Annotated in this window: 20 protein-coding genes; 14 read left to right on the top strand and 6 right to left on the bottom strand. The window is 64.1% G+C overall.

Annotated features, from left to right (window positions below):
* Positions 1 to 45: 45 nt before the first annotated feature.
* The 4 genes from AWB79_RS06760 (at position 46) to AWB79_RS06745 (ending at position 3538) form a co-directional block, all read left to right on the top strand.
* On the top strand, positions 46 to 1065 hold the full coding sequence (locus tag AWB79_RS06760; protein WP_061166634.1) for a sterol desaturase family protein: 1020 nt from the start codon (positions 46 to 48) through the stop codon (positions 1063 to 1065).
* Positions 1066 to 1152: 87 nt separating this feature from the next.
* Positions 1153 to 1989 (top strand): EI24 domain-containing protein, encoded by an 837-nt coding sequence (locus tag AWB79_RS06755; protein WP_061166633.1) that lies wholly within the window; start codon positions 1153 to 1155, stop codon positions 1987 to 1989.
* 32 nt (positions 1990 to 2021) lie between these two features.
* The gene (locus tag AWB79_RS06750) at positions 2022 to 2840 is read left to right on the top strand and encodes a competence/damage-inducible protein A (protein WP_061166632.1); all 819 of its coding nucleotides are present in this window, start codon (positions 2022 to 2024) and stop codon (positions 2838 to 2840) included.
* The gene (locus AWB79_RS06745) at positions 2837 to 3538 is read left to right on the top strand and encodes a copper homeostasis protein CutC (RefSeq protein WP_061166631.1); all 702 of its coding nucleotides are present in this window, start codon (positions 2837 to 2839) and stop codon (positions 3536 to 3538) included. Before AWB79_RS06750 ends, AWB79_RS06745 begins: the two co-directional genes overlap by 4 nt.
* Positions 3539 to 3544: 6 nt before the next feature.
* Here the strand turns inward: AWB79_RS06745 and AWB79_RS06740 are convergent, their stop codons facing one another.
* Entirely contained in the window at positions 3545 to 4009 is a 465-nt protein-coding gene (locus tag AWB79_RS06740) for a rhodanese-like domain-containing protein (protein WP_061166630.1), read from the bottom strand.
* A 371-nt stretch (positions 4010 to 4380) separates the two neighbouring features.
* Between AWB79_RS06740 and glnA the strand changes: the two genes are divergently transcribed.
* The 3 genes from glnA to ntrC all read left to right on the top strand — a co-directional run bounded on the left by glnA (position 4381) and on the right by ntrC (position 8707).
* On the top strand, positions 4381 to 5796 hold the full coding sequence (gene glnA / locus AWB79_RS06735) for a type I glutamate--ammonia ligase (protein ID WP_061166629.1): 1416 nt from the start codon (positions 4381 to 4383) through the stop codon (positions 5794 to 5796).
* Between the two features lie 163 nt (positions 5797 to 5959).
* Positions 5960 to 7102 carry a nitrogen regulation protein NR(II) gene (gene glnL / locus AWB79_RS06730; protein WP_061166995.1) on the top strand — a complete coding sequence of 381 codons (1143 nt, stop codon included), beginning with the start codon at positions 5960 to 5962 and terminating at the stop codon, positions 7100 to 7102.
* 120 nt (positions 7103 to 7222) lie between these two features.
* Positions 7223 to 8707, top strand: coding sequence for a nitrogen regulation protein NR(I) (gene ntrC / locus AWB79_RS06725; protein WP_061166628.1), 1485 nt, complete (start codon positions 7223 to 7225; stop codon positions 8705 to 8707).
* Between the two features lie 18 nt (positions 8708 to 8725).
* Here the strand turns inward: ntrC and xth are convergent, their stop codons facing one another.
* Complete coding sequence (gene xth, locus AWB79_RS06720) at positions 8726 to 9508, bottom strand: exodeoxyribonuclease III (RefSeq protein ID WP_061166627.1); 783 nt, start codon at positions 9506 to 9508, stop codon at positions 8726 to 8728.
* Between the two features lie 300 nt (positions 9509 to 9808).
* Here xth and AWB79_RS06715 point away from each other — a divergent pair, with 300 nt between their 5' ends.
* The 7 genes from AWB79_RS06715 (at position 9809) to AWB79_RS06685 (ending at position 19334) form a co-directional block, all read left to right on the top strand.
* Complete coding sequence (locus AWB79_RS06715) at positions 9809 to 9904, top strand: potassium-transporting ATPase subunit F (RefSeq protein ID WP_061166626.1); 96 nt, start codon at positions 9809 to 9811, stop codon at positions 9902 to 9904.
* Positions 9901 to 11709: a potassium-transporting ATPase subunit KdpA gene (gene kdpA / locus AWB79_RS06710; protein WP_061166625.1), complete on the top strand. Its 1809-nt coding sequence runs from the start codon at positions 9901 to 9903 to the stop codon at positions 11707 to 11709. Before AWB79_RS06715 ends, kdpA begins: the two co-directional genes overlap by 4 nt.
* A gap of 13 nt (positions 11710 to 11722) precedes the next feature.
* A complete protein-coding gene (gene kdpB / locus AWB79_RS06705) occupies positions 11723 to 13852 on the top strand; it encodes a potassium-transporting ATPase subunit KdpB (protein WP_061166624.1) in 2130 nt (709 codons plus the stop codon).
* Positions 13853 to 13857: 5 nt separating this feature from the next.
* Entirely contained in the window at positions 13858 to 14436 is a 579-nt protein-coding gene (gene kdpC, locus AWB79_RS06700) for a potassium-transporting ATPase subunit KdpC (RefSeq protein ID WP_061166623.1), read from the top strand.
* Between the two features lie 102 nt (positions 14437 to 14538).
* Positions 14539 to 17328, top strand: coding sequence for a DUF4118 domain-containing protein (locus AWB79_RS06695; RefSeq protein WP_061166622.1), 2790 nt, complete (start codon positions 14539 to 14541; stop codon positions 17326 to 17328).
* Between the two features lie 76 nt (positions 17329 to 17404).
* The gene (locus AWB79_RS06690; RefSeq protein ID WP_061166621.1) at positions 17405 to 17983 is read left to right on the top strand and encodes a GNAT family N-acetyltransferase; all 579 of its coding nucleotides are present in this window, start codon (positions 17405 to 17407) and stop codon (positions 17981 to 17983) included.
* A gap of 73 nt (positions 17984 to 18056) precedes the next feature.
* Positions 18057 to 19334 (top strand): amidohydrolase family protein, encoded by a 1278-nt coding sequence (locus AWB79_RS06685; protein ID WP_061166620.1) that lies wholly within the window; start codon positions 18057 to 18059, stop codon positions 19332 to 19334.
* A 52-nt stretch (positions 19335 to 19386) separates the two neighbouring features.
* On the opposite strand, the gene AWB79_RS06680 is transcribed toward AWB79_RS06685, so the two are convergent.
* The 4 genes from AWB79_RS06680 to AWB79_RS06665 all read right to left on the bottom strand — a co-directional run bounded on the left by AWB79_RS06680 (position 19387) and on the right by AWB79_RS06665 (position 25222).
* Positions 19387 to 21507, bottom strand: coding sequence for a M3 family metallopeptidase (locus AWB79_RS06680; protein ID WP_061166619.1), 2121 nt, complete (start codon positions 21505 to 21507; stop codon positions 19387 to 19389).
* A 232-nt stretch (positions 21508 to 21739) separates the two neighbouring features.
* A complete protein-coding gene (gene folD / locus AWB79_RS06675) occupies positions 21740 to 22594 on the bottom strand; it encodes a bifunctional methylenetetrahydrofolate dehydrogenase/methenyltetrahydrofolate cyclohydrolase FolD (protein ID WP_061166618.1) in 855 nt (284 codons plus the stop codon).
* Positions 22595 to 22856: 262 nt separating this feature from the next.
* Positions 22857 to 23771: a DUF2950 domain-containing protein gene (locus AWB79_RS06670; RefSeq protein WP_061166617.1), complete on the bottom strand. Its 915-nt coding sequence runs from the start codon at positions 23769 to 23771 to the stop codon at positions 22857 to 22859.
* Positions 23772 to 23830: 59 nt separating this feature from the next.
* Positions 23831 to 25222 carry a DUF3300 domain-containing protein gene (locus AWB79_RS06665; RefSeq protein WP_061166616.1) on the bottom strand — a complete coding sequence of 464 codons (1392 nt, stop codon included), beginning with the start codon at positions 25220 to 25222 and terminating at the stop codon, positions 23831 to 23833.
* Between the last annotated feature and the right edge of the window lie 166 nt (positions 25223 to 25388).

Below are 25388 nucleotides of genomic sequence, written 5' to 3'. Positions count from 1 at the left end.
AGGCAGGGCCGCGCGCTGTGGCGGCCGCACGCATCACGGAGCACCATGTTTCATTCCATTCTTTCGTCGCTCGACGGTCTCGTTTCCTGGTTGCAGACCATGTTGTATGTGGACGTGGTCCAGCCGCTGCTGTTCAAGATCGGCATGATGGATTACGACGAGGACACCTATGACGCGCTCTACTGGGTGATCGTGGGCGTGCTGGAAGTCCTCGCGATGTACGCGATCCTGCGTCCGCTCGAAGCGTTTCGCCCCGCGGAAGAATGGAAGGATCGCAAGGGCGTGCGCGTAGACGTGCTCTACACGTGGCTCGTCAAGCTCGGCATCCTCAATCTGTTTTTCTTCTTCACGTTTCAGCCGATTTTCGATTCGCTGCAAAGCTGGCTGCGTGTCCACAGCGTGCCGAATCTGGAGATCGACAACCTGTGGCCGGGCGTGACGACGCAGCCGCTCGTCACGTTCGTCATCTATCTGCTGATTCTGGATTTCGCCGGTTACTGGTATCACCGGCTCGAGCATCGCGTCGGCATCTGGTGGGAATTGCACGCGGTGCATCACAGCCAGCAGAAGATGTCGCTATGGTCCGACGACCGTAACCATCTGCTCGACGACATCCTGCAGGCGAGCTTTTTCGCGTGTGTCGCGCTCGTAATCGGCGTGGAGCCGTCGCAGTTCGTCGTGCTCGTCGCGATCACGAATTTCATGCAGAGCCTGCAGCACGCGAACATCCGCCTTCATTACGGCTGGCTCGGCGAGCGCATCGTCGTGAGTCCCGCGTTTCATCGACGTCATCACGCGATCGGCTTCGGTCACGAAGGCACCGCGTATGGCTGCAATTTCGGCGTGCTGTTCTCGTTCTGGGACATCCTGTTCCGCTCGGCCTCGTTCGACCGCACAGTCGAGCCCACGGGCATTCGCGACCAGCTCGGCGCGCCGGGAGTCAAGCCCGTGCATTACGGCGACGGTTTCTTCGAGCAGCACTGGCTCGCATTCAGGCGCATCGGCGCGCGGCTCGCGTCGCGGCGCGCGGGCGCGTCGCCGTCGGACAACTCCGCGGCGGTCTGATCGTTCCCGCGGTTGTTCCCGCTGACCAGCGCCCGCAGCCGGCGCTGGTTTATCCTGTCGGTTCCTCTTTTCTTCGACGAATCACGCATGAGTGACTTGCTGCGTTCGTTCGTGCGCGCGCTCGCGAACGTGTTCCACCCGCGCATGCTCTGGCTGACGCTGATGCCGTTCGGCGTCGCGACCGTCGTCTGGGGTGCGATCCTCTGGTTCTTCTGGCAGACGCTCACGGGCGCCGCCAATAGCTGGCTCGACGGCTGGGCGCTCACCTCCGCGATGTACCGTCTTTTCGACGCTGTCGGCTTCGCGTCGCTGCATGCGGTAATCGCGCCGTTTCTCGTCGTCATCATGACGGTGCCGCTGATCGTGGTGACGGTGCTGCTGCTGATCGCGACGCTGTCCATGCCGGGCGTCATCAAGCTGCTCACGCGCCAGCCGAAGGGACACTATTCGTCGCTGGAAGAGCGGCGCGGCGGCTCGTGGTACGGCAGTCTCGGGCATTCGGTCGTGACGACCGTCGTGTGTCTCGTGCTGCTCGTCGTGACGCTGCCTTTGTGGCTGATTCCGCCGTTCTTCGCGCTCATTCCGCCGTTGCTGTGGGGCTGGCTCACGTATCGCGTGATGACCTACGACGCGCTCGCCTTGCACGCCAGCGCGGAAGAACGCCGTGCGATCGTGCGCGATGCGCGCTGGCCGCTGCTCGCGATCGGCATCGTGAGCGGCCTGCTCAGCTCCGTTCCGACGATGCTCTGGGCATGGTCCGTGTGGCTGCTGCCGCTGTTCCCCGTCGTCGCGGCGGTGACGATCTGGGCGTATGCGTTCATCCTTGTGTTTTCCGCGCTCTGGTTCGCGCATTACTGTCTCCACGCGCTCGAGCGCTTGCGCGCGAACGAGCCGCATTATCCGGCGATCACGGTCGAATCCTGATCCGCCGGTCGATCGAATAAAAAGGGGCATTCATGGGCATTGGCGTCATCATCATCGGCGACGAGATCCTGTCCGGCCGCCGGACCGACAAGCATTTGCCGAAAATCATCGAATTGCTGGGCGCGCGCGGGCTCTCGCTCGACTGGGCCGAGTACGTGGGCGACGATCCCGCGCGCATCACCGCGACGCTCGCGCGCACGTTCGCATCGGGCGATATCGTGTTTTCGACCGGCGGCATCGGCGCGACGCCCGACGACCACACGCGTCAATGCGCGGCGAAAGCGCTGGGCGTGCCGCTGGAGCTGCATCCGGAAGCCGCCGAGCTGATCCGCGCGCGCATTCGCGATACGGCGGCGGACGCGGGGAAACCGGTCGAGCTGGAATCGCCGGAGAATCTGCATCGGCTGAACATGGGCACGTTTCCGCAGGGCGCGGGGATCATTCCGAACAGCTACAACAAGATTCCGGGCTTTTCGGTCGGCGATCATCACTTCGTGCCGGGTTTTCCGGTCATGGCATGGCCGATGATCGAATGGGTGCTCGACACAAAGTACGCCCATCTGCATCATGCAACGCCGCATGTCGAGCGCTCGCTGCTGGTGTTCGGCCTTCCCGAATCGCGCATCACGCCGCTGATGGTGGCGATCGAGCGCGATTTCGAAGGCGTGCGCGCGTTCAGCCTGCCGAGCGTCGGCGACGCGGCGCGCGGGGCGCTCTACGCGCGCTCGCACATCGATCTGGGCGTGAAGGGCGATCCGGCGAGCGCGAACGCCGCGTTCGAGGTGCTTCGAGAAGGTGTGATCGCGCTGGGCGGCGAGGTCGTGGAAGTGCCGCCGGAGGAAGCGAAATGACGCTGCTCGAAGTCATCGCTACAACGGTTTCCGACGCGCGCGCAGCGGAACGCGGCGGCGCGAACCGGCTGGAACTGATCACCGCGATGGGCGAGGGCGGGTTGACGCCGAGCATCGGGTTGATCGAATCGGTGGTGGGCGCGGTGCGGATTCCCGTGAACGTGATCGTGCGGCCGCACAGCCGCTCGTTCGTCTACGATGCCGACGACTACGCGGTCATGCTGCGCGACGTCCGGGCGATCGCGAAGACGGGCGCGAACGCGATCGTCATCGGCATGCTGCGCGCGGATGGATCGCTCGATACCGAAGGCCTCGCCCGCGTGATCGACGCGGCGGACGGCTTGCAGATCACTTTCCATCGCGCGTTCGATGAAGCGCGCGATCTGTTCACATCGTTCGAAACGCTGCTGCAATTCGATTCGGTTACGAACGTGCTGACGTCGGGCGGCAAACCTTCGGTGCTGGAGGCCGAAGGAACGATCGCGAAGCTAGTCGAAATGGCGCAGGGCTCGCGCTGCACGGTCCTGGCGGGCGCGGGACTGACCGTAGACGCCGTCGCGCCGTTCGTCGCATCGACGGGTGTGCAGGCGGTGCATTTCGGCTCGGGCTTGCGAGTCGATGGAAAAGGACTGGCGGCGGTGGATGAGGAAAGGGTCAGGCGCGTGCGGGCGTTGCTCGACGCGCCGGATCGAAACTAACGCCGCTCAAGCCCCGACCCACGGCAACCCGCGAAAACACCATCCCGCGACCGTTTTCCGATGCCCATGTCCATCCTTGTCGCCTTCGAAACCTTCGAGCAGGTCATACGCCTGGGCGTAACCTTCCTTCTGAGCCGCGACCGCCGCGAGCTTCGAGCGCGCGGCGCTGCGGCACAGAAACACGACCGGCGTATCCGGGGTGGCGACCTGTCGCAATTGTTCGATAAACTCGGCGTTCGGCACCGAGCCGGGATAGCGGATCCATTCGATGTGCGCGTACTGCGCGCCGTCGATCGCGGGGCGGCCCACCCAGTCGAGCTCCGCGCGCGTGCGAACGTCGATCAGGCGGGCACGCGGATCGAGCTGGAGAAGTTCAAATGCTTCTGCCGGCGAGAACGCGCCCGCGTAGGTCAGATTGTTCTGGGCGGCGCGGCCGGCGGCCTGGCTGTACAGTTGTTCAAGCGTGCTCATGGCGCATTGGTCTCCGTTCAGGCGCAAAGAATCATTTTAGCGTGGTGCGCGGAGCGGGCATCTTCTGCATTTGGACAACAGGCATATGCTCTGAATTGGTGCATATTCGTGTCGATGCACACAAGAGGTGCTTGAAGAATAGCCTGACTTCAGGCGTGCACCGATATGGTGCGAATGAATTTGAATGATGAGCGGAACACGGGCTCGCGTGGCGCGGTCCGTTCACCAAAACGCGCGCTGCTTCAAGCGCTTAGCGCAAAGTTGGTGCGCTTGGCACGGAAGCTGCTTTTCCATCCTCGATTGAATCGATGTACAGGATTGGTCGGGGCGGCGAAGCGATTCGCCGACTTTTGTTAATCAGGAGATAGGTAATGAGTAAATCCGTGGCCGACGTCATGCAACTCGTCAAGGACGAGGACGTCAAGTTCGTCGACTTCCGCTTCACCGACACGCGCGGCAAAGAACAACACGTTTCCGTGCCGGTTTCGCACTTCGACGAGGACAAGTTTGAAAGCGGCCACGCTTTCGACGGTTCGTCCATCGCTGGCTGGAAGGGCATCGAAGCGTCGGACATGCTGCTCGTGCCGGACGCGAACACCGCCTTCATCGACCCGTTCTTCGAAGAGTCGACGCTGGTTCTCTCCTGCGACGTGGTCGAGCCGGCCGACGGCAAGGGCTACGAGCGCGACCCGCGTTCGCTCGCCAAGCGCGCCGAAGCCTATCTCAAGAGCTCGGGCCTGGGCGACACCGCGTTCTTCGGTCCGGAGCCGGAATTCTTTATTTTCGACTCGGTCCAGTGGAACACGGATCAGTCGGGCACGTTCGTGAAGATCGGCTCGGAAGAAGCGCCGTGGTCGTCGGCGAAGGAATTCGAAGGCGGCAACACCGGTCACCGTCCGGGCACGAAGGGCGGCTACTTCCCGGTCGCACCGGTCGATACGTTCCAGGACATCCGCTCGGAAATGTGTCTGCTGCTCGAGCAGATCGGCATTCCGGTCGAAGTGCACCACCACGAAGTGGCGGGCCAGGGCCAGAACGAAATCGGCACCAAGTTCTCGACGCTGGTGCAGCGCGCGGACTGGCTGCAGCAGATGAAGTACATCATCCATAACGTGGCGCACACGTATGGCAAGACGGCGACCTTCATGCCGAAGCCGATCGTCGGCGACAACGGTTCGGGCATGCACGTTCACCAGTCGATCTGGAAAGACGGCCAGAACCTGTTCGCGGGCAACGGCTACGCCGGCCTGTCGGAATTCGCGCTGTTCTACATCGGCGGCATCATCAAGCACGCACGCGCGCTGAATGCGATCACGAACCCGGGTACGAACTCGTACAAGCGTCTCGTGCCGCACTTCGAAGCGCCGGTCAAGCTGGCTTATTCGGCTCGCAACCGTTCGGCATCGATCCGTATTCCGCACGTGAGCAACCCGAAGGGCCGCCGTATCGAAACGCGCTTCCCGGATCCGCTGGCGAATCCGTACCTGTGCTTCTCCGCGCTGATGATGGCGGGTCTCGACGGCGTGCAGAACAAGATTCATCCGGGCGAAGCCGCGGACAAGAATCTGTACGACCTGCCGCCGGAAGAAGACAAGAAGATCCCGACCGTGTGCGCGGGCCTCGACCAGGCACTCGACGCGCTCGACGCGGATCGCGAGTTCCTGACGCGCGGCGGCGTGTTCACGGATTCGATGCTCGACGCTTACATCGAACTGAAGACGCAGGAGTTGCAGCGTTATCGTCAGTCGGTGCATCCGATCGAGTTCGAAATGTACTACTCGCTGTAAGCAGCATGACCGAAGCGCGTTTCGTCGTGAGCAGTTCGATGAAGCGCGCGGCGCATGCCATGCGGTGACGAAAAAGGGACGGCGCGCCGTCCCTTTTTTAATCGCCGCGCCATCACGAATCGAGAAGAAGATCGGTGTCACGAACGACCTCAATCATTGCACGATGGTGCTCAAGAATCTGATCAAGGCGCGCAAAGGCCACGCCGACGCGCTCTCCGACGACGCGCAACTCGCCGCGAGCGGACTCCTGCCGGGATTCGAAGCGCTGCCCACGAACGTGCTCGTTCTGGACATGCGCACGCTGCGGATCGCGTATGCGAATCCATCGGCGGAGGCGATGCTCGAGATGTCGCGCAAGCAACTGATGCAGATGAACTGGCCCGAGCTCTTCGCCAATGCGGAGGAACTCGCGAGCACGGTCGCATCGATCGCGGAGAACCGCTTCAACGCGACGCGGCTCGACGCGGTGCTCGAACGTCCCGGGCGCGAGTCGGTTCACGTGCATGCGATCGTCGGTTATCTGGAAGCGGCCGCCGATTACGTGCTGCTCGAACTGTTCGAGAACGAGCGCCATCTGCGCACGGATCGCGAAGAGCGCATCCACGATCTCACCGCGGTCAACAAGCAGTTGATCCGCAATCTCGCGCACGAAATCAAGAATCCGCTCGGCGGCATTCGCGGTGCGGCGCAATTGCTCGAATTCGAGCTCGGCGCTCGCGAACGCGACGAATTGCGCGAATACACGCAGGTGATCATCAAGGAATCGGATCGCTTGCAGACGCTGGTCGATCGCCTGCTGGAGCCGCACCGGCATCCGCATATCGTTGGCGACGTGAACATCCACGAAGTGTGCGAGCGCGTGCGCGCGGTGATTCTCGCGGAGTTTCCGCGCGGCCTCACCATCGAGCGCGATTACGACGTGAGCGTGCCCGACTTGCGCGGCGACAAGGAACAGTTGATCCAGACGTTGTTGAATATCGTGCGCAACGCGGCTGAAGCGCTGAAGGAACGCATTTCACAAGGCGATGCCAAGATCGAACTGCGCACGCGCATCGCGCGCAAGGTGACGATCGGCAAGAAGCTTCACAAACTGGCATTGGACTTGCATATCACTGACAACGGTCCCGGTATCCCGGAAGAGATTCGTGACCGGATCTTCTTTCCGCTCGTGTCGGGGCGGGAAGACGGCAGCGGTCTCGGTCTCACGCTCGCACAATCGTTCGTCCATCAGCACGATGGCCTGATCGAAGTGGAGAGCAGGCCGGGCTGCACCGAATTCGCCATCCTCCTGCCTTTTGAGAACTGATCGAGAATCGAATCGGGATCGACCAGCGACTTCACGCCAAGAACGTTGCACACACGCTTTGACGCCTGACCGTTTCGACGGGCTCACACCGAACCACACGAAGACTTCTCGCCGAACGATATGAAGCCGATCTGGATAGTAGACGACGACCAATCCATCCGCTGGGTGCTGGAAAAGGCGCTCGCACGAGAGAACTTCACCACGCGCAGCTTTTCCGGCGTGCGCGATGCGTTAGCCGCGCTCGAAGGCGAAAGCCCGCAGGTGCTCGTCTCCGACATCCGCATGCCGGGTGGCTCCGGACTCGAACTCCTGCAGACCGTGCGCGAGCGCCTGCCGGGCTTGCCCGTCATCATCATGACCGCGTTCTCGGATCTGGACAGCGCCGTGGCGGCGTTCCAGGGCGGCGCGTTCGAATATCTCGCCAAGCCGTTCGATGTCGACAAGGCCGTCGAACTGATCCGCCGCGCCGTCGACGAAAGCATGCGCGGCGAAGCGGCGTATGACGAACGCGTGACCGAAACGCCGGAGATGCTCGGGCAGGCGCCCGCGATGCAGGACATGTTCCGCGCGATCGGCCGTCTGTCGCATTCCGCGGCGACCGTGCTCATCACGGGCGAATCAGGCACCGGAAAGGAGCTTGTCGCGCGCGCCTTGCACCGACATAGCCCACGCGCGAACGGTCCCTTCATCGCGCTGAACACTGCGGCGATCCCGAAGGATCTGCTGGAGTCCGAACTGTTCGGCCACGAGCGCGGCGCGTTCACCGGCGCGCAGGCGATGCGCCAGGGTCGTTTCGAGCAGGCGGAAAACGGCACGCTGTTCCTCGATGAAATCGGCGATATGCCGTTCGATCTGCAGACGCGTTTGCTGCGCGTGTTGTCGGATGGACAGTTCTATCGCGTGGGCGGTCACAATCCGTTGAAGGCGAATGTGCGCGTGATAGCGGCGACGCATCAGAACCTCGAATCGCGCGTGCGCCAAGGCTTGTTTCGAGAGGACTTGTATCACCGCCTGAACGTGATTCGCCTGCGTTTGCCCGCGTTGCGCGAGCGCAGTGAAGATATTCCGCTGCTCACGCGGCATTTCCTGCAGAAGAGCGCCCGCGATCTGGGTGTCGAGCCCAAGCGCGTGTCGGACGATGCGATCGCGTATCTCGCGTCGCTGCCGTTTCCCGGCAACGTGCGTCAGCTCGAAAACCTCTGCAACTGGCTCACGGTGATGGCGCCCGCGCAGGTGATCGAGCAGAAGGACTTGCCTCCGGATCTCACGCCGCGTCAGGAGTACACGCCGGAGAGCATCGCGGTGTCGACCGATGGCGCGGTCGCTGCGACGCCTGTCGTCCTGAACGGCGCTGGGTCATCGCCGGTGGCAGCCACGCCGGTGGTCGCGAGCATCTGGGAGAACGGCTTGCGCACCGAAGTCGCGCGCCTGCTGCGTGAGAATTCAGCCGATGTGATGGACGAACTTGCGCGCCGTTTCGAAGCCGCGGTCATTCGTGAAGCGCTCGATTTCACGCGCGGTCGCAAGGTGGAGGCGGCGGAGCGGCTGGGTATCGGCCGCAACACGATCACGCGCAAGATTCAGGAACTGCATCTCGACGCGTGATGTTCTGAAGCACCGGGCTCAGCCGATGGTCACCGTCACCGGCGTGTGATCGGACGGCTGATCCCATTTGCGCGGCACCTTGTCGACTTCGCATGCGGTGCAGGCCGCCGCGAGTTCCGCCGACAACAGGATGTGATCGATGCGCAGCCCCGCGTTGCGGCGAAACGCCATCATCCGGTAATCCCACCACGTGAAGAGCTTTTCGGGCTGCTCGAACTTGCGGAAGGCATCGGTGAGACCGAGTTCGATGAGCTTCACGAAGTGCGCGCGCTCTTCCGGCGACACGAGATTCTGTCCTTCCCACGCTTTCGGGTCGTGCACGTCGCGGTCATCCGGCGCGATGTTGTAATCGCCGCACAGCGCGAGCTTCGGATGCCGCGCCATGTCCTCGCGCAGCCATTCGCGCAGCGCGTCCAGCCAGCGCATCTTGTAGGCGAATTTCTCGGAGCCGGGCGCCTGTCCGTTCGGGAAATACGCCGAGATGATGCGCACGCCGCTCACCGTCGCGGCGATCACGCGCTGCTGCAAGTCCTCGAAACCGGGGATGTTGCGCACTACGTTGATTTCATCGACTTCATGGCCGGCGTCCGCCCGCACCAGAATGCCGACGCCGTTGTACGTCTTCTGTCCCGCGAACCAGCTTTTGTAGCCGGCGGCTTCGAGCTCGGCGCGCGGGAATTTCTCGTCCGGCATTTTCAGCTCTTGCAGACACAGGACATCGACCTGCGAGGTCGCGAGCCAGTCGATGACGTGCTGCTGGCGGACTTTGAGGGAATTGACGTTCCAGGTGGCGATTTTCATACGAGCCTGTGTTCTTCGTGGAGCGCAGCCGTGCGCTGAAGGCTCGATTCTATCGGAGCCGCGACCATCGTCGCGCGCGGGCGGCTGCTCGCATTTACGCGATTTTTATATCCGGCCCGCCACTCTTTTCCCGCCCTTTACGCGCAAATCTCCACACTCCACCTTGTCCTGAATCGCACAAGGGGAGAACAAGACAATGGACCTGCTTTACCTCGCCGGCATCGTCCTTTTCTGGGGGCTTTGCGTGGCGCTCACGCGTGGCTGCGAGCGACTGAGCCGCCGCGCGCCGGGAGGCCGCCCATGAACGACTGGATGATGCTGCTCGCGGCGGCGGCTACGCTGCTGCTTCTCGTCTACCTCGTGTACGCGCTTCTTCGTGCGGAGGATCTCGAATGAACGCCAACACTTTTCTGCAGACGGCGATGTTCATCGTCGTGCTCATCGCGCTCGCGATTCCGCTCGGGCGCTACATGAGCAACGTGCTCGACGGCACTTCGGTGGTTGTGCGCAAGGTCGGGCGGCCGGTCGAAGCGATGCTGTATCGCATCGCCGGTGTCGATCCCGATGCCGAAATGTCATGGAAGCACTACGCACTCGCGGTGCTGCTCTTCAACCTGCTCGGCGCGTTGTTTCTTTACGCGCTGCTGCGCCTGCAAGGCATGCTGCCCGCCAATCCGCAAGGCTTCGCCGGCATGACGCCCGATGCCGCGTTCAACACCGCCGTCAGCTTCGTGACCAACACGAACTGGCAGGACTACGGCGGCGAAAGCGCGCTCGGCTATCTCGCGCAGATGCTCGGCCTCACCGTGCAGAACTTCCTCTCGGCGGCGACCGGCATCGCCGTGGTCATCGCGCTGATTCGCGGCTTCAAGCGGCATAGCGCGCAGACCATCGGCAACTTCTGGGTTGATCTGACGCGCACGACGCTGTATGTCCTCGCGCCGCTCGCCGTCGTGTTCGCGCTGGTCTTCGTGAGCCAGGGCGCGATCCAGAACTTCAAGGCCTATCAGGACGTGCCGACGCTGCAAGCCACGACGTATCAGACGCCGAAGACCGACGCGCAAGGCAACGCCATCAAGGATGCGAAGGGCAATCCCGTGATGCAGGACGTGAAAGCCGACAAGCAAACGCTGCCGATGGGCCCGGTCGCCTCGCAGGAAGCGATCAAGATGCTGGGCACCAACGGCGGCGGCTTCTTCAACGCGAACTCCGCGCATCCGTATGAGAACCCGACGCCCCTGTCGAACTTCATGCAGATGCTCGCGATGCTGATCATTCCCGCGGCGCTGTGCGTGGTGTTCGGCCGCACCGTCGGCGACGGGCGGCAGGGCTACGCCGTGCTCGCCGCGATGACCATTGCGTTCGCGGTCGCGTGTGTCGGCGAGATATCGGCGGAGCAGGCGGGCAATCCCGTGTTCAGGTCGCAGCATGTCGATACCCACGCCTCCGCATTGCAGGCGGGCGGCAACATGGAGGGCAAGGAAACCCGCTTCGGCATCGCGCAGTCGGGCATCTTCACGGTCGCGACAACATCGGCTTCGTGCGGCGCGGTCAACAACATGCACGATTCGCTGACGCCGCTCGGCGGCCTCGTGCCGCTGCTGCTGATCCAGCTCGGCGAAGTGATCTTCGGCGGCGTCGGCTCGGGTCTCTACGGCATGCTCGCGTTCGCGCTGCTCGCGGTGTTCGTCGCGGGCCTGATGATCGGCCGCACGCCCGAATACGTCGGCAAGAAGATCGAGTCGTTCGAGATGAAGATGGTGTCGATCGTCATTCTGCTCACGCCTTTGCTTGTTCTCGCGGGGACGTCGATCGCCGTGCTGACGACGGCGGGCACCGCGGGCATCGCGAATCCCGGCGCGCACGGCTTCTCCGAGATCCTCTATGCGTTCAGTTCCGCCGCCAACAACAACGGCAGCGCGTTCGCGGGCCTTTCGGTGAACACGCCGTTCTATAACTCGATGCTCGGCATCGCGATGTGGTTCGGCCGTTTCGGCTCGCTCATACCGGTGCTTGCCATCGCGGGTTCGCTCGCCGCCAAGAAGCGCCTCGCCGTCACGGCCGGCACGCTGCCCACGCATGGACCGCTTTTCGTGGTGCTGCTGCTCGGCACGCTTTTGCTCGTCGGCGCGCTCACTTATGTGCCGGCGCTCGCGCTCGGTCCGATCGTCGAGCATCTCGGCATGATCGCGGCTCATTGAATTCGAGGACAGCATGACTCAACAAACTCAAACGCCGCTGCATCGTCCGGAGAATCTCGGGCAGGCGCGCACGGCGGCGCGTTCGATGTTCGATCCCTCGCTCGTCAGACCCGCGATCATCGACTCGTTCAAGAAGCTCGCGCCGCGCACGCAGTTGCGTAATCCAGTGATGTTCTGCGTCTACGTCGGCAGCATTCTGACGACGGTGCTGTGGATCGCCGCGCTCGCCGGCCAGGCCGAAGCCCCCGCGGGCTTCATCCTCGCGATTGCGCTGTGGCTGTGGTTCACGGTGCTCTTCGCCAACTTCGCGGAGGCGCTCGCGGAAGGGCGTTCGAAGGCGCAGGCGGCGTCGCTGCGTCAGGCGAAGCACAACGTGATGGCGAAGAAACTCAATGAGCCGCATCCGAAGTCGCCGATCCGCATCACGACATCCACCGATCTGCGTCGCGACGATGTCGTGCTCGTCGAAGCGGGCGACGTGATTCCGGCCGATGGCGAAGTGATCGACGGCGTCGCATCCGTCGACGAATCCGCGATCACGGGCGAATCCGCGCCGGTGATTCGCGAGTCGGGCGGCGATTTCTCGTCGGTGACGGGTGGCACGCGGGTGCTGTCGGACTGGATCGTGATGCGCGTGTCGGTGAATCCGGGCGAGGCGTTTCTCGACCGCATGATCGCGATGGTCGAAGGCGCGAAGCGTCAGAAGACGCCCAACGAGATCGCGCTGACGATCCTCCTGGTCGCGCTTACGCTCGTGCTGCTGTTCGCCACCGCCACGCTGCTGCCGTTCTCGATGTTCGCGGTCGATGCGGCGAAGCAGGGCCATGTCGTCACGATCACCGCGCTCGTCGCGCTTCTGGTGTGTCTGATTCCGACGACCATCGGCGGCTTGCTGTCCGCGATCGGCGTTGCGGGCATGAGCCGCATGATGCAGGCGAACGTGATCGCGACCTCGGGCCGCGCGGTCGAAGCGGCGGGCGACGTCGACGTTTTGCTGCTCGACAAGACCGGCACGATCACGCTGGGCAATCGTCAGGCGTCGTCGTTCGTGGCGGCGCCGGGCATCGCCGAACGCGATCTGGCCGATGCGGCGCAACTCGCTTCGCTTGCGGACGAGACGCCGGAAGGCCGCAGCATCGTCGTGCTGGCGAAGCAGCGCTTCAACATTCGCGAGCGCGACATGGCGACGATGGGCGCGAACTTCCTCGCGTTCTCCGCGCAATCGCGCATGAGCGGCGTGGATCTGCCCAATCGCGAGATTCGCAAGGGCGCGGCGCAAGCGGTGAAGAAGTATGTCGAGGAACACGGCGGGCGCTTTCCGCAGGACGTGCAAAACGCGGTCGATGACATCGCGCGTCGCGGCAGCACACCGCTGGTGGTCGCGGAACGCGTGAATGAAGCGACGCGCGCGCTGGGGGTGATCGAGCTGAAGGACATCGTGAAGGGCGGCATTCGCGAGCGTTTCGCGGAGCTGCGCAAGATGGGCATCAAGACGGTGATGGTGACGGGCGACAACCGGCTCACGGCGGCGGCGATCGCGGCGGAGGCTGGCGTCGATGATTTCCTCGCCGAAGCGACGCCCGAGGCGAAGCTCACGACGATCCGCGAGCATCAGGCGCAGGGGCGGCTGGTGGCGATGACCGGCGACGGCACCAACGACGCGCCCGCGCTCGCGCAGGCGGACGTTGCGGTGGCGATGAACACGGGCACGCAGGCCGCGAAGGAAGCGGGCAACATGGTCGATCTGGATTCGAACCCGACGAAGCTCATCGAGATCGTCGAGATCGGCAAGCAGATGCTGATGACGCGGGGCTCGCTGACGACCTTCTCCATCGCCAACGATGTCGCCAAGTATTTCGCGATCATTCCGGCGGCGTTCGCGACGACTTATCCGCAATTGCGCGTGCTGGACGTGATGCATCTGGCGTCGCCTTCGTCGGCGATTCTGTCGGCGGTGATTTTCAACGCGCTGATCATCGTGTTTCTGATTCCGCTGGCGCTGAAAGGCGTGAAGTATCGCGCGCTGGGCGCTGCGTCGCTGTTGCGCAGGAACCTGCTGATTTACGGGCTGGGCGGCATTCTTTTGCCGTTTCCGTTCATCAAGCTGATCGATATGGCTATTACCGCGCTTGGCTGGAGTTAATCATCATGAAGAGTTTTTTGCGTCCGTTGCTGGTGTTGTTCGTCGCGTTGACCGTTGTCACTGGTGTGGTTTATCCGGCGGTTGTCACTGCCATCGGGCAGGCGGCGTTTTCGCATCAGGCGAATGGGAGCTTGATCGAGCGAGATGGGCATGTGGTCGGGTCGGAGATCATCGGTCAGCAGTTCGATGCGCCGAGGTATTTCTGGGGGCGCTTGTCGGCGACGACGCCGAATCCGTATAACGCGGCCAATTCGGGCGGCTCGAATCTCGGGCCGACGAATCCCGCACTCGTGGATGAGGTCAAAGTGCGTTTGACGGCGCTGCATGATGCCGACGCGGGGAATGTGGCGGCGGTGCCGGTGGACCTTGTGACTTCCTCCGGAAGCGGGCTCGATCCGGAGATTAGTCCGGCGGCGGCGGCTTATCAGGTGGAGCGTGTCGCCAAGGCTCGGGGGATGGCTATTCCCGATGTTGAATCGCTCGTCGCGCAGGCGACCTCCGGACGGCAGTTCGGCTTGCTCGGAGAGCCTCGGGTTAATGTGCTTAAATTGAATTTGGCTTTGGATCAGATCGTTGGGCGCTAGGCTTCGATGTTCGATCGATTCGGTTCTCGTGAAATCCTGAACACAGGATTTCACGTAAAGCCCACCCAATAGGACCCACCAAGCGCCAGCAGAAACCAAACCATGCCCCGCCCAACCCCCGAAGAACTCCTCGACAAACTCCACCGCGAGGAAGAAAAACGCCAGCGCGGCAAGCTGAAGATATTCTTCGGCGCCTCCGCCGGCGTAGGCAAGACCTACGCGATGCTGCAAGCCGCACGCCGCCGCAGCGACGAGGACGTGGAAACGGCCATCGGCGTAGTCGAAACGCATGGCCGGAAAGAAACCCTGGCCCTGCTCGAAGGCCTCGAAATCCTTCCGCCCGCGCGCATCGAATACCGCAACCGGCTGCTCGCCGAGTTCGACCTCGACGCCGCGCTGCAAAGAAAGCCTCAACTCATCGTCATCGACGAGCTCGCGCATTCGAACGTGCAAGGCTCGCGTCATATGAAACGCTGGCAGGACGTGCAGGAACTGCTCGACGCCGGCATCGACGTCTACACGACCGTCAACGTCCAGCATCTCGAAAGCCTGAACGACATCGTCGGCCGCATCACGGGCATCCGCGTGTGGGAGACAGTGCCCGACCGCATCTTCGACCTCGCCGATGAAGTCACGCTCGTCGATCTGCCGCCCGAGGAGCTGCTCGACCGCCTGCGCGAAGGCAAGGTCTATCTGCCGCAGCAAGCAGAACACGCAGTGCGCAACTTCTTCCGCAAAGGCAATCTGATCGCGCTACGCGAACTCGCGCTGCGCCGCACCGCCGACCGAGTCGATGCGCAAATGCGCGAATACCGCGCCGATCAGTCGATCGAACGCATCTGGCGCGCGCGCGAGCGGCTGATCGCCTGCATCGGGCCAGGGCCGGAAAGCGCGACGCTCGTGCGCGCCGCTGCGCGCCTGGCCGCCGCGCTCAAGGCCGACTGGCTCGCGGTCTATGTCGAAACGCCGAAGCTGCAATGCCTCTCCGACGACATCCGAAAACGCACGCTCGATGCGCTCAAGCTCGCCTCCGAACTCGGCGCGGAAACCGTCACGCTCGACGGCGCCGATGCCGCCGCGACGCTCATCGACTACGCGCACGTGCGCAACGTGTCGAAGCTCGTGGCGGGCGCGACGCCAGGCATCGGATGGCGCCGGCTGATCGAGCGTCCCGTGAGCGAACGCATCATCCGCCAGGGCTCGGATATCGATGTCACGCTGGTCGCAACCGGCACGCGCGACGCCGCACGCCGCACGCTCGCGGACGCCTTCGGCACCTGGCGCGACGGCGTGCATTCATCGCCACGCGCGTATCTCCAGGCGCTCGCGATCGGCGCGGGCATCACGCTCGTCGCGGATATGCTCGCCGCGCACCGGTTCGCGATCACGAACCTCGTCATGCTCTATCTGCTCGGCGTGATCTTCGCCGCCGTGCGGCTCGGTCGCGGGCCGGGCGTGATGCTGTCGTTTCTCTCCGTCGCCGCGTTCGATTTCTTCTTCGTGCCGCCCGAGCTGTCGTTCTCCGTGACGGACACGCAATATCTGCTGACCTTCGTCGTGATGCTGCTGACTTCGCTCACGATCAGCCATCTGACGTCGAGTCTCAGGCGCGAGGCGCGTATCGCATCGCAACGCGAACGCCGCACCGGCGCCATGTACGCGATGACCAAGGAACTCGCCGCCGCGCTGATGACCGAGCAGATCATCGAGATCGGCACGCGGCACGTCGCCGAAATATTTCAGGCGAAGGTCGCGATGCTGCTGCCCGACGCCGCCGAAAAAGTGCGCCAGAAAGTGGGCGAGCCGAACCCCGACACGACGCTCGACGCCGCGCGCCTCGATCTCGATATCGCGCAATGGGTCTACGACCAGCAGAAGCCCGCCGGCCGCGGCACCGAAACGCTGCCCGCGAGCCAGGCGCTCTATCTGCCGCTCAAGGCGCCCATGCGCACGCGCGGCGTGCTCGCGCTCGCAACGGAACGCGAAGCCGAACTCGCGGTGCCCGAGCAGCGCCGCATGATCGAAACCTTCGCGTCGCAGATCGCGCTCGCGCTCGAGCGCGTGCATTACGTCGAGATCGCGCAGGACGCGCTCGTCAACATGGAGTCGGAGCGGCTGCGCAATTCGCTTCTGTCCGCCATCTCGCACGATCTGCGCACGCCGCTGACGTCGATCGTCGGCTTTGCGTCGGTGCTGGAGGAGCAGGCGCGGATTGCTGGCGGCGACTTGGAATCGTCGCACGAGCTGGTTCACGCGATCCACGAGGAAGCGCTACGCATGAGCGGGCTCGTCACGAATCTGCTCGACATGGCGCGCCTGCAGGCGGGCGCGATTCGCCTGAATCGTCAATGGTCGATGCTCGAGGAAACCGTGGGCGCGGCGCTTGCCGCCTCGCGCCGCGTGCTCGCGGGCCGCGCCGTGCAGGTGCGCGTGCCGCCCGATCTTCCGCTGCTGCAACTCGACGCCGTGCTGATGGAGCGTCTCTTCGCCAACCTGCTCGAGAACGCGGCGAAGTACACGCCGCCCGACACGCCGATCCGGATCGGCGCCGCGCTGGAACACGACGGCAATGCGCGCTTCGTGCGCGTGTGCATCGACGATGAAGGCCCCGGCGTGCCGCCCGGCATGCAAAGCCGCCTCTTCGACAAGTTCACGCGCGGCGAGAAGGAATCGGCGCAACCGGGCATCGGGCTGGGTCTCGCGATCTGCCGGGCGATCGTCGAGGCGCACGGCGGGCAGATCGGCGTCGAGAATCGCGAGGACGCGAACGCTCGCGTGCTCGGCGCGCGCTTCTGGTTCACGCTGCCCGCGAACGATTCGCCGCCGCAAGACGTGCCGCCTGACGACGAACTCGAATCGAAGGCGGCCGAGCATGGAACGGGCGCGACGTGAAAGGTGACGCCTTGTGCAGGCGTGTGTAAGCGCCGCGCTTTATGATGTCGGCTCAAGCAAAACCCGCAAACCGACGATGAGCCAACCGACTCTCACCGGCGAGCGCGTGCTGCTTCGCCCGCTGCAACGCGAAGACCGCGCCGCCTTGCTCGACGCCGCCGCCGACGGCGAACTCTGGAATCTGCGCGTAACCGTCGTGCCAAACGAAGACACGGTCGATCGTTATATCGACACCGCGCTCGCCGGACGCGACGCGGGCACGGTCATGCCGTTCGTGATCGCGCGGGCGGGTGACGGGCGGGTCGTTGGCAGCACGCGCTTCTGGAAAATAGACCGCGTGAACCGCAAGCTCGAGATCGGCCATACGTGGCTCGCGGCATCGACGCAGCGCACGGGCATCAACACCGAAGCGAAGTATCTGCTGCTCGCGCACGCGTTCGAGTCGATGCAATGCGTGCGCGTGCAATTCACCACCGACGAGCTCAACGAAAAATCTCGCGCGGCGATACTGCGCATCGGCGCGACGCAGGAAGGCATCGTGCGGCACGAACGGATCATGCCTGACGGCCGCAAGCGCAATTCAGTGCGCTTTTCGATCATCGACGACGAGTGGCCCGGCGTGAAAGCGACGCTGCTCGAACGGCTCAAACGCTGAAAATCCGAAAGCCACGCACTCGATTACTGTCCCGATACAATCGAACGAACTGCCCGGGACGGAGGTTTCGCACATGGATTTGATCATTCGCCGCGCGGCGCTCGTGGACGCGCGCGAGCTTGTCGATATCGGCATGGAGGCGGGGCGCATCGCCGCGATCGAGCCGCATCTCGCGGCCACCGCGCGCGAGGAAATCGATGCGAACGGCGCGCTCGTCACCGCGCCTTTCGTCGATGCCCACTTCCACATGGACGCGACGCTCTCCTACGGCCTGCCGCGCGTGAATGCGTCGGGCACGCTGCTCGAAGGCATCGCGCTCTGGGGCGAACTGAAGCCCGAACTTACGCAGGAGGCGCTCGTCCAGCGCGCGTTGCAGTACTGCGACTGGGCCGTAGCGCGCGGGCTGCTCGCGATCCGCTCGCATGTCGATGTCTGCGATCCGCGTCTGCTCGCAGTCGAAGCCCTGCTCGAAGTGAAACGCCGCGTGAAGCCGTATCTGGATCTGCAACTCGTCGCGTTTCCGCAGGACGGCGTGCTGCGTCACGCGAGCGCGTTCGAGAACCTGAAGCGCGCGATCGCGATGGGCGTCGATGTCGTCGGCGGCATTCCGCACTTCGAGCGCACCATGGCGGACGGCGCCTTATCGGTGAAGCTGCTGTGCGAATACGCGGCGGAGCAGGGTTTGCGCGTGGACATGCACTGCGACGAGTCCGACGATCCGCTCTCGCGCCACATCGAAACGCTCGCGGCGGAAACGCATCGGCTCGGGCTGCAAGGGCGCGTCACCGGCTCGCATCTCACGTCCATGCATTCGATGGACAACTACTACGTCAGCAAGCTCATTCCGCTGATGCGCGAGGCGGGCGTATCCGCGATCGCCAATCCGCTCATCAACATCACGCTGCAGGGGCGCTCGGACACTTATCCGAAGCGGCGCGGCATGACGCGCGTGCCGGAACTGATGGCGGCGGGCGTGACCGTCGCGTTCGGCCACGATTGCGTGATGGACCCGTGGTACAGCCTCGGCTCCGGCGACATGCTCGAAGTCGCGCACATGGGCTTGCACGTCGCGCAGATGACGGGCGTCGATGCAATGCGCGCGTGCTTCGACGCGGTGACGAAGAACCCCGCGCGCATTCTCGGGCTGGAAGGTTATGGCATCGAGGTGGGCTGCCACGCGGACTGCGTCGTGCTCGATGCGCGCGATCCGATCGAAGCGATCCGTCTGCGCGCGGCGCGCACGGCGGTCGTGCGGCGCGGCAAGGTCATCAGCCGAAGCCCCGCCGTGCGCGCGACGCTCGCGCTGGAAGGGCGGCCATCGCAAGTGGATTTCCGCATCGACCGGCGATAAAAAACCCCGGTCCTTGCGGACCGGGGTTTTTTCAAACGATGCGAGAGATGGCTCAGTGCAACGCCTGGCCCGACATGCCGTTATGACGCAGCAGCGCGTCGATGTCCGGCTCGCGGCCGCGGAACGCCTTGAACGATTCCATCGCCGGGCGGCTGCCGCCCACCTCGAGAATCTCGCGGCGATAGCGCGTGCCCGTGCTCGCATCCAGCACCGAGCCGTTGCCGGCTTTCGCGGCTTCCTCGAATGCGGCGTAGGCGTCGGCTGACAACACTTCGGCCCACTTGTAGCTGTAGTAACCCGCCGCATATCCGCCCGCGAAGATATGGCTGAACGTGTTCGGCCAGCGCGAGAACGGCGCTTGCGGGATCACGTGGAACTTCTCGTTGATCGCGCGTGCGAGGTCGTTCACGTTCTGCGTCGCGTTCGACGGATCGTAGGACGTATGCAGCACCATATCGAACATCGAAAAGACGATCTGGCGCAGCGTGCCGAGACCGCTCTGGAAGTTCTTCGCGGCCAGCATCTTGTCGAACAGTTCGCGCGGCAGCGGCGCGCCGGTCTCGACGTGCGCGGACATGTCGGTCAACACGTCCCACTCCCAGCAGAAGTTCTCCATGAACTGCGACGGCAGTTCGACCGCATCCCATTCCACGCCGTTGATGCCCGAGACGCCGAGCTCGTCCACGCGCGTGAGCATGTGATGCAGGCCGTGCCCGAACTCGTGGAACAACGTGATGACTTCATCGTGCGTGAAGCACGCGGGCTTGCCGCCGACCGGCGCGGAGAAGTTGCAGGTGAGATACGCGACCGGCGTCTGCACGCCGCCTTCGCCGCGCTTGTGGCGCGAGCGCGCGTCGTCCATCCACGCGCCACCGCGTTTGCCTTCGCGCGCGTAGAGATCGAGATAGAACTGCGCGACCAGCGTGCCGTCCTTGTTTTCGACGCGGAAGAAGCGCACGTCCGGATTCCACACGGCGGCTTCGTCGCGGCGGATCGAGACGTTGAAGAGCGTTTCGGTGACCTTGAACAGGCCTTTCAGCACGGCTTCCTGCGGGAAATACTGCTTCACTTCGTTCTCGGAGAACGAATAACGCTTCTGACGCAGCTTCTCGGCCGCATAAGCGATGTCCCACGGCTGCAACTCGGGCATGCCGAGCTCGGTCGCGGCGAACGCGCGCAGCTCCATCCAGTCGTTTTCCGCGTAGGGGCGGGCGCGCCTGGCGAGATCTTCGAGAAACGCGATGACCTGCGCGGGAGACTCCGCCATCTTCGGCGCGAGCGACACTTCCGCGAAGTTCTGATAGCCGAGCGTCTTCGCTTCTTCATCGCGCAGCTTCAGGTTTTCGACGACGTTCGCCGTGTTGTCCCATTCGGTCTTGCCGTCGCCGTAGGTTTCGCCGAGTTCGGACGCGCGCGTGACATACGCGCGATACATCGCCTCGCGCATCGGACGATGCTCCGAATACTGCAGCACCGGGAAATACGACGGGAAATGCAGCGTGAACTTCCAGCCTTCCTTGCCGTCACGCTGCGCGGCTTCATGCGCCGCTTCGACGACGTCGTCCGGCAGTCCGGCCAGCTCGCCTTGCTGCGTGACGATGTACGCGTAGGCGTTGGTCGAATCGAGCACGTGATCGGAGAACGCCTTGGCGAGCGCCGCCTGTTCTTCCTGCAACTGCGCGAAACGCGGCTTGCGATCCTCGGGCAGTTCAGCGCCCGACAGACGGAAATCGCGCAGCGAATTTTCGAGGATTTTCTTGCGCTCGGCGGACAAGCCGGCGAATTCCGGTCCGGCGGCAATCGCCTTGTACTTCTCGTAGAGCGCGAGATTCTGGCCGACGCTCGCGGAGAACTCCGTGACGCGCGGCAGGTTTTCGGCGTGAGCGGCGCGCAGTTCCGGGGTATCGGCGACGGCGTTCAGATGGCCGATCACGCCCCAGGCGCGCGAAAGCTTCTCAGATTCCTGCTCGAGCCCCTCGACGACGTCCTGCCACGTCGCGGGCGTGTCCGGCGCGCTGGCGCGGTCGACGGCGGCTTTCGCATCGGCGAGCAGCACATCGAGCGCGGGCGTGACGTGCTCGGGCCTGATCTCGCCGAAGCGCGGCAGATCGGAAAAATCGAGAAGTGGGTTATTGGTCGACGTGGCCGTCGGGGCTGCGGTGGTTTCGCTCATGGCTCTCCCGTTCTCGTGTGCGATGAAGCGCGGCGCTCACGGCGCGCGCGACTCTGGATTGCTGATACTGGCTTGCTGACCCAATGCCCATTTAAATGGGGATGCAATGGCTGAATCCAATGGATTGTTTCAACCACGCCGATTGGAACGCCGACTGGAATCCGGGTTCGCCTCATTCTACGCGTGATGCGCGCGCGCTCCGGGACGGCCATGAATCACGAAACGCGAGGGTTCAGCCCTGCGCCGCGCGCTCGGCCGCCTCGATGGTGTTGACTAGCAGCATCGTGATGGTCATCGGGCCAACGCCGCCCGGCACCGGCGTGATGTAGCCGGCGACTTCCTGCACGCCCGCGAAATCGACGTCGCCGCACAGTTTGCCTTCGTCGTTGCGGTTCATGCCGACGTCGATCACGGTCGCGCCCGGCTTCACCATGTCGGCGGTGAGAATATTGCGGCGGCCGACGGCGGCGACGATCACATCGGCGTCGCGCGTGTGCTTCGCGAGATCGCGCGTCTTGCTGTGGCAGATCGTGACGGTCGCGCCGGCTTCGAGCAGCAAGAGCGCCATCGGCTTGCCGACGATGTTCGAGCGGCCGATCACCACCGCGTTCGCACCCTTCAGGCCGATATCGTGCGCCTCGAACATTTTCATGACGCCATAGGGCGTGCACGGGCGGAACAGCGGCTTGCCGGTCAGCAGCGCGCCGGCGTTGGCGACGTGAAAGCCATCGACGTCCTTCTCAGGCGCGATCGCCTCGATCACCTTGTGGCTGTCGATATGCGCCGGCAGCGGCAGTTGCACCAGAATGCCGTGGATCGACGCATCGGCATTGAGCTTCGCGATGTGCGCGAGCAATTCGCCTTCCGAGAGCGTCGCGGGGAAGCGGTCCATCACCGAGTGCAGGCCGTTGTCCTGGCAGGCCTTCACCTTGTTGCGCACGTAGACTTCGCTCGCGGGGTTGTCGCCGACCAGCACGACGGCGAGTCCCGCCTTGTGGCCACGGGCGGTGAGGGCGGCGGCGCGCGTGGCGACATCGGCGCGAAGGGTCTTGGAGAGGGCGTTGCCGTCGATGAGTTGGGCAGTCATGGCGAATCGGTCGAGGATGGGCGAGGGGTACGGCTGGGTGCGGCAGTCGCTTCGATTGGCCCGGCGTTCGAATGCCGCGGGCTGGCGCTGCGCGTCGTGTTTTGGCGTTTTTACGCCATCGGAAAGGGCGAAATTATACCGCCCGAAGGGGTTGTGCGTTTTCCGGCCGCTCGACGAACCGGCAACGAAACGCGGCGCAGGCCTCGCCAGGACCCGCGCCGCGTCCGAGCGGAATGCGTCGATCACCGCACCCGGGTTCGCCTCAGGGCGAAACGGGTTTCCATGACGAGTCGGGATTGAACGACTTGATCGCGGAAGCCACGGAGGCCGATTGCGGCCCGAGGTTCTTCTCGTAGATCTGACCGTTCTGGTCGGTCATGAAGGACATCACGCCGGTCTCGCCGTACTTTGCCGGCCACGCGACGAGGCCGAAGCCGCCGGTCAGCTTTCCGTTCCGCATGTAGTTCTTCGCGCCGCCGTTCGCCTGCGGTCCCTGAGCCGTCAGAATCCGGTAGTGATAGCCGTAGAAGCCGCCGGTCGCCGTCGCCTTGTTCGGCATCGCCGCCGCGAGCGGGCCGAGCGGGCTGTCCGGTTCGCCCGGCGCCGTGGCCCAGTAGAGACCGTCGTGCGTGCCGGGCGTGCTGACGAAGCGCTGCCCGTAGTGGTTCGTGAGCTTGTAGTAGTCGTTCTGCGCGTCGACGTAGGCGAGGGCGACCTGCATCACCGAGCGCTCGTTGCGGCCGATGCGCCGCGTCTGCAACTCGTCGCGCGCGGCGGCCATGTCGAAGCGCCAGCCCTGGGGCCCCTTCACGAGCGGAATGGGCAGCGTCCAGCCGCTCGTGCCCGCTTCGATGTGCGCGCTCTGATGCCCGTTGAGCGGCTTTTCGTCCTCGACAATGCGATGGCCCTGCGCCCACGCGCCGAGATACTGATAAATATCCTCCTCGCCGATGCTGCCGGTCGGGACGTAGCGCTCATGGTCGCGGCCGAGCACTTTTGCGAGCGCCGTTTCGTCGTTGCTGGCGATGGCGTCGGTGAGCGCCTGCGCCGCGGCTTCGGGCGTCTGATAAACGGCTTGCGCCTGCGCGAGCGACGCCGTCAGCGACAGCGCGGCCGCCGCGAGCGCCGCGACGATCGCGCGGCGCGAGATTTTCTTGTTCGGTTGATGCTGGGTCATCTCTGGCTCCTGAATCGGGCGTGCGCCGCATGAAAGGCGCTGAACGATGGATGGATTCCTCAACGGCGATGGAATCCGCCGCCGCCACCGCCGCCATGGAAGCCCCCACCGCCGCCACCACCGCCGCCGAAGCCGCCACCTCCGCGCTGCACGCCGCCGCCGCCCGCGCCGAGGCCGCCGCCCGCATTGCCGCCGTGCTGCACGCCGCCGCCGTTCGCGCCCATCCGGTTCGGCTGCTGATTCTGGAACGACTCCCGGCTCTGCTGTCCACGCTGGAGGTCCTGGCGCGAGGCGTTGCCGTCGCCGGCCCCGCGCAGAGCGTTATCGCGATTCACGTTTTGCGCGCGCTGATTCAGGTTCGCGTTGTTCAGGCTGTTTTGAGCGCCGCCCTGACGCATGTTCTGCACGCGCTGGTTCGCCGGCTGATTCATGTTCTGGCCGGTACGCTGCTGCAAGGTCTGAGCGGCCTGCGCGCGCTCCTGATCGCGGCCGCGGAACTGATCGCGATTGGCGGCGAGGTTCTGATTGTTCAACGTGTTCTGCCGGTTGGCCACGTTGTTGCGATTCACGTTGTTGCGATTGAACTGCGGGTCGTTGCGATTCCAGTTGACGTTGTTGCTGTTCGCATTCAGACGATTGTTCACGTTGATGTTGTTGTAACGGTTCACGTTGACGTTCACATTGCCGTGATTCCAGTCGCAGTTGCCCCACAGTGAATTGGCCACCGCAATACCCGCGCCGAAGGCGAGGCCGGTCGCGAAACCGCTGGCGATCGCATAACCGGGCGGCGGCGGCACATAGACCGGCGGATAAGCCGGATACGGCCACGCGCCGTACACCACGGTCGGGTTATAGGTCGGCACGTAGACCACCTGCGGGTTGGCCGGCTCGATCTGGATCGTCGTGGTACTGGTGCTGGGCGCCTGCTGAACCACCACCTTCTGCTGCTCGGTGCTCTTGAGATTGCCGGCGCTCTGCGCGGCGCGGCGCAGTCGCTGCACGGAATCCATCACGTCGCTCGGTTGCGCGATGAACGCGTTGCCGAGTTGCGTCGTCCAGTCGATCTTGGACGCCATCGTGGCGAGCGCCTGCGGGAAGGCGACGAGCGACTGCACGCTCGGGTCCCACGGCTGCGACTGCACTGCCTTCACGGCATCGTCGCCCTTGATGTTCGGGTTCTGCTGCGACCACTGCGCGGCCTGCTCGACGTCGTGCGGATAGGTTGCCGCCATCAGCACCTGCGCGAGCAGCGCGTCGGGATAGAGCGCGATGGGCGCGGTCAGCGAATCGAGTTGCTCATTCGTGAGCTTTTGACCCGCGGGCGCGGCGGACTGCGTCTGCGCGCGAGCCGGCTGGAATGACAGAAGCGGCATCGCGGCGAGCGTGACGGCGACCGCAATCGCCCTCAGTGTGCCGATGCGCGAACCAGTGATACGAATTCGTTTCGACATCGAGTCCCCCGTGCAAGACGTTGCTCAAGACCGTTGCGCGTTGCAGGATTGAAGCGAAGGATCAGGCCGCTAGCGGGCGTGATTCAGCCAATATCACTTTTCCATTCGGCAGACAACGGGACTTTCGGCGGGGAGAAGACGCGGACGCGCTCGCACGGGAGCGCGC

The organism is Caballeronia hypogeia (assembly GCF_001544875.2).
In the GTDB taxonomy this organism is placed as follows: Bacteria; Pseudomonadota; Gammaproteobacteria; order Burkholderiales; family Burkholderiaceae; genus Caballeronia; species Caballeronia hypogeia.
Note: the sequence above shows the minus strand (reverse complement) of the source record. Positions and strands in the feature narration are given on the sequence as shown.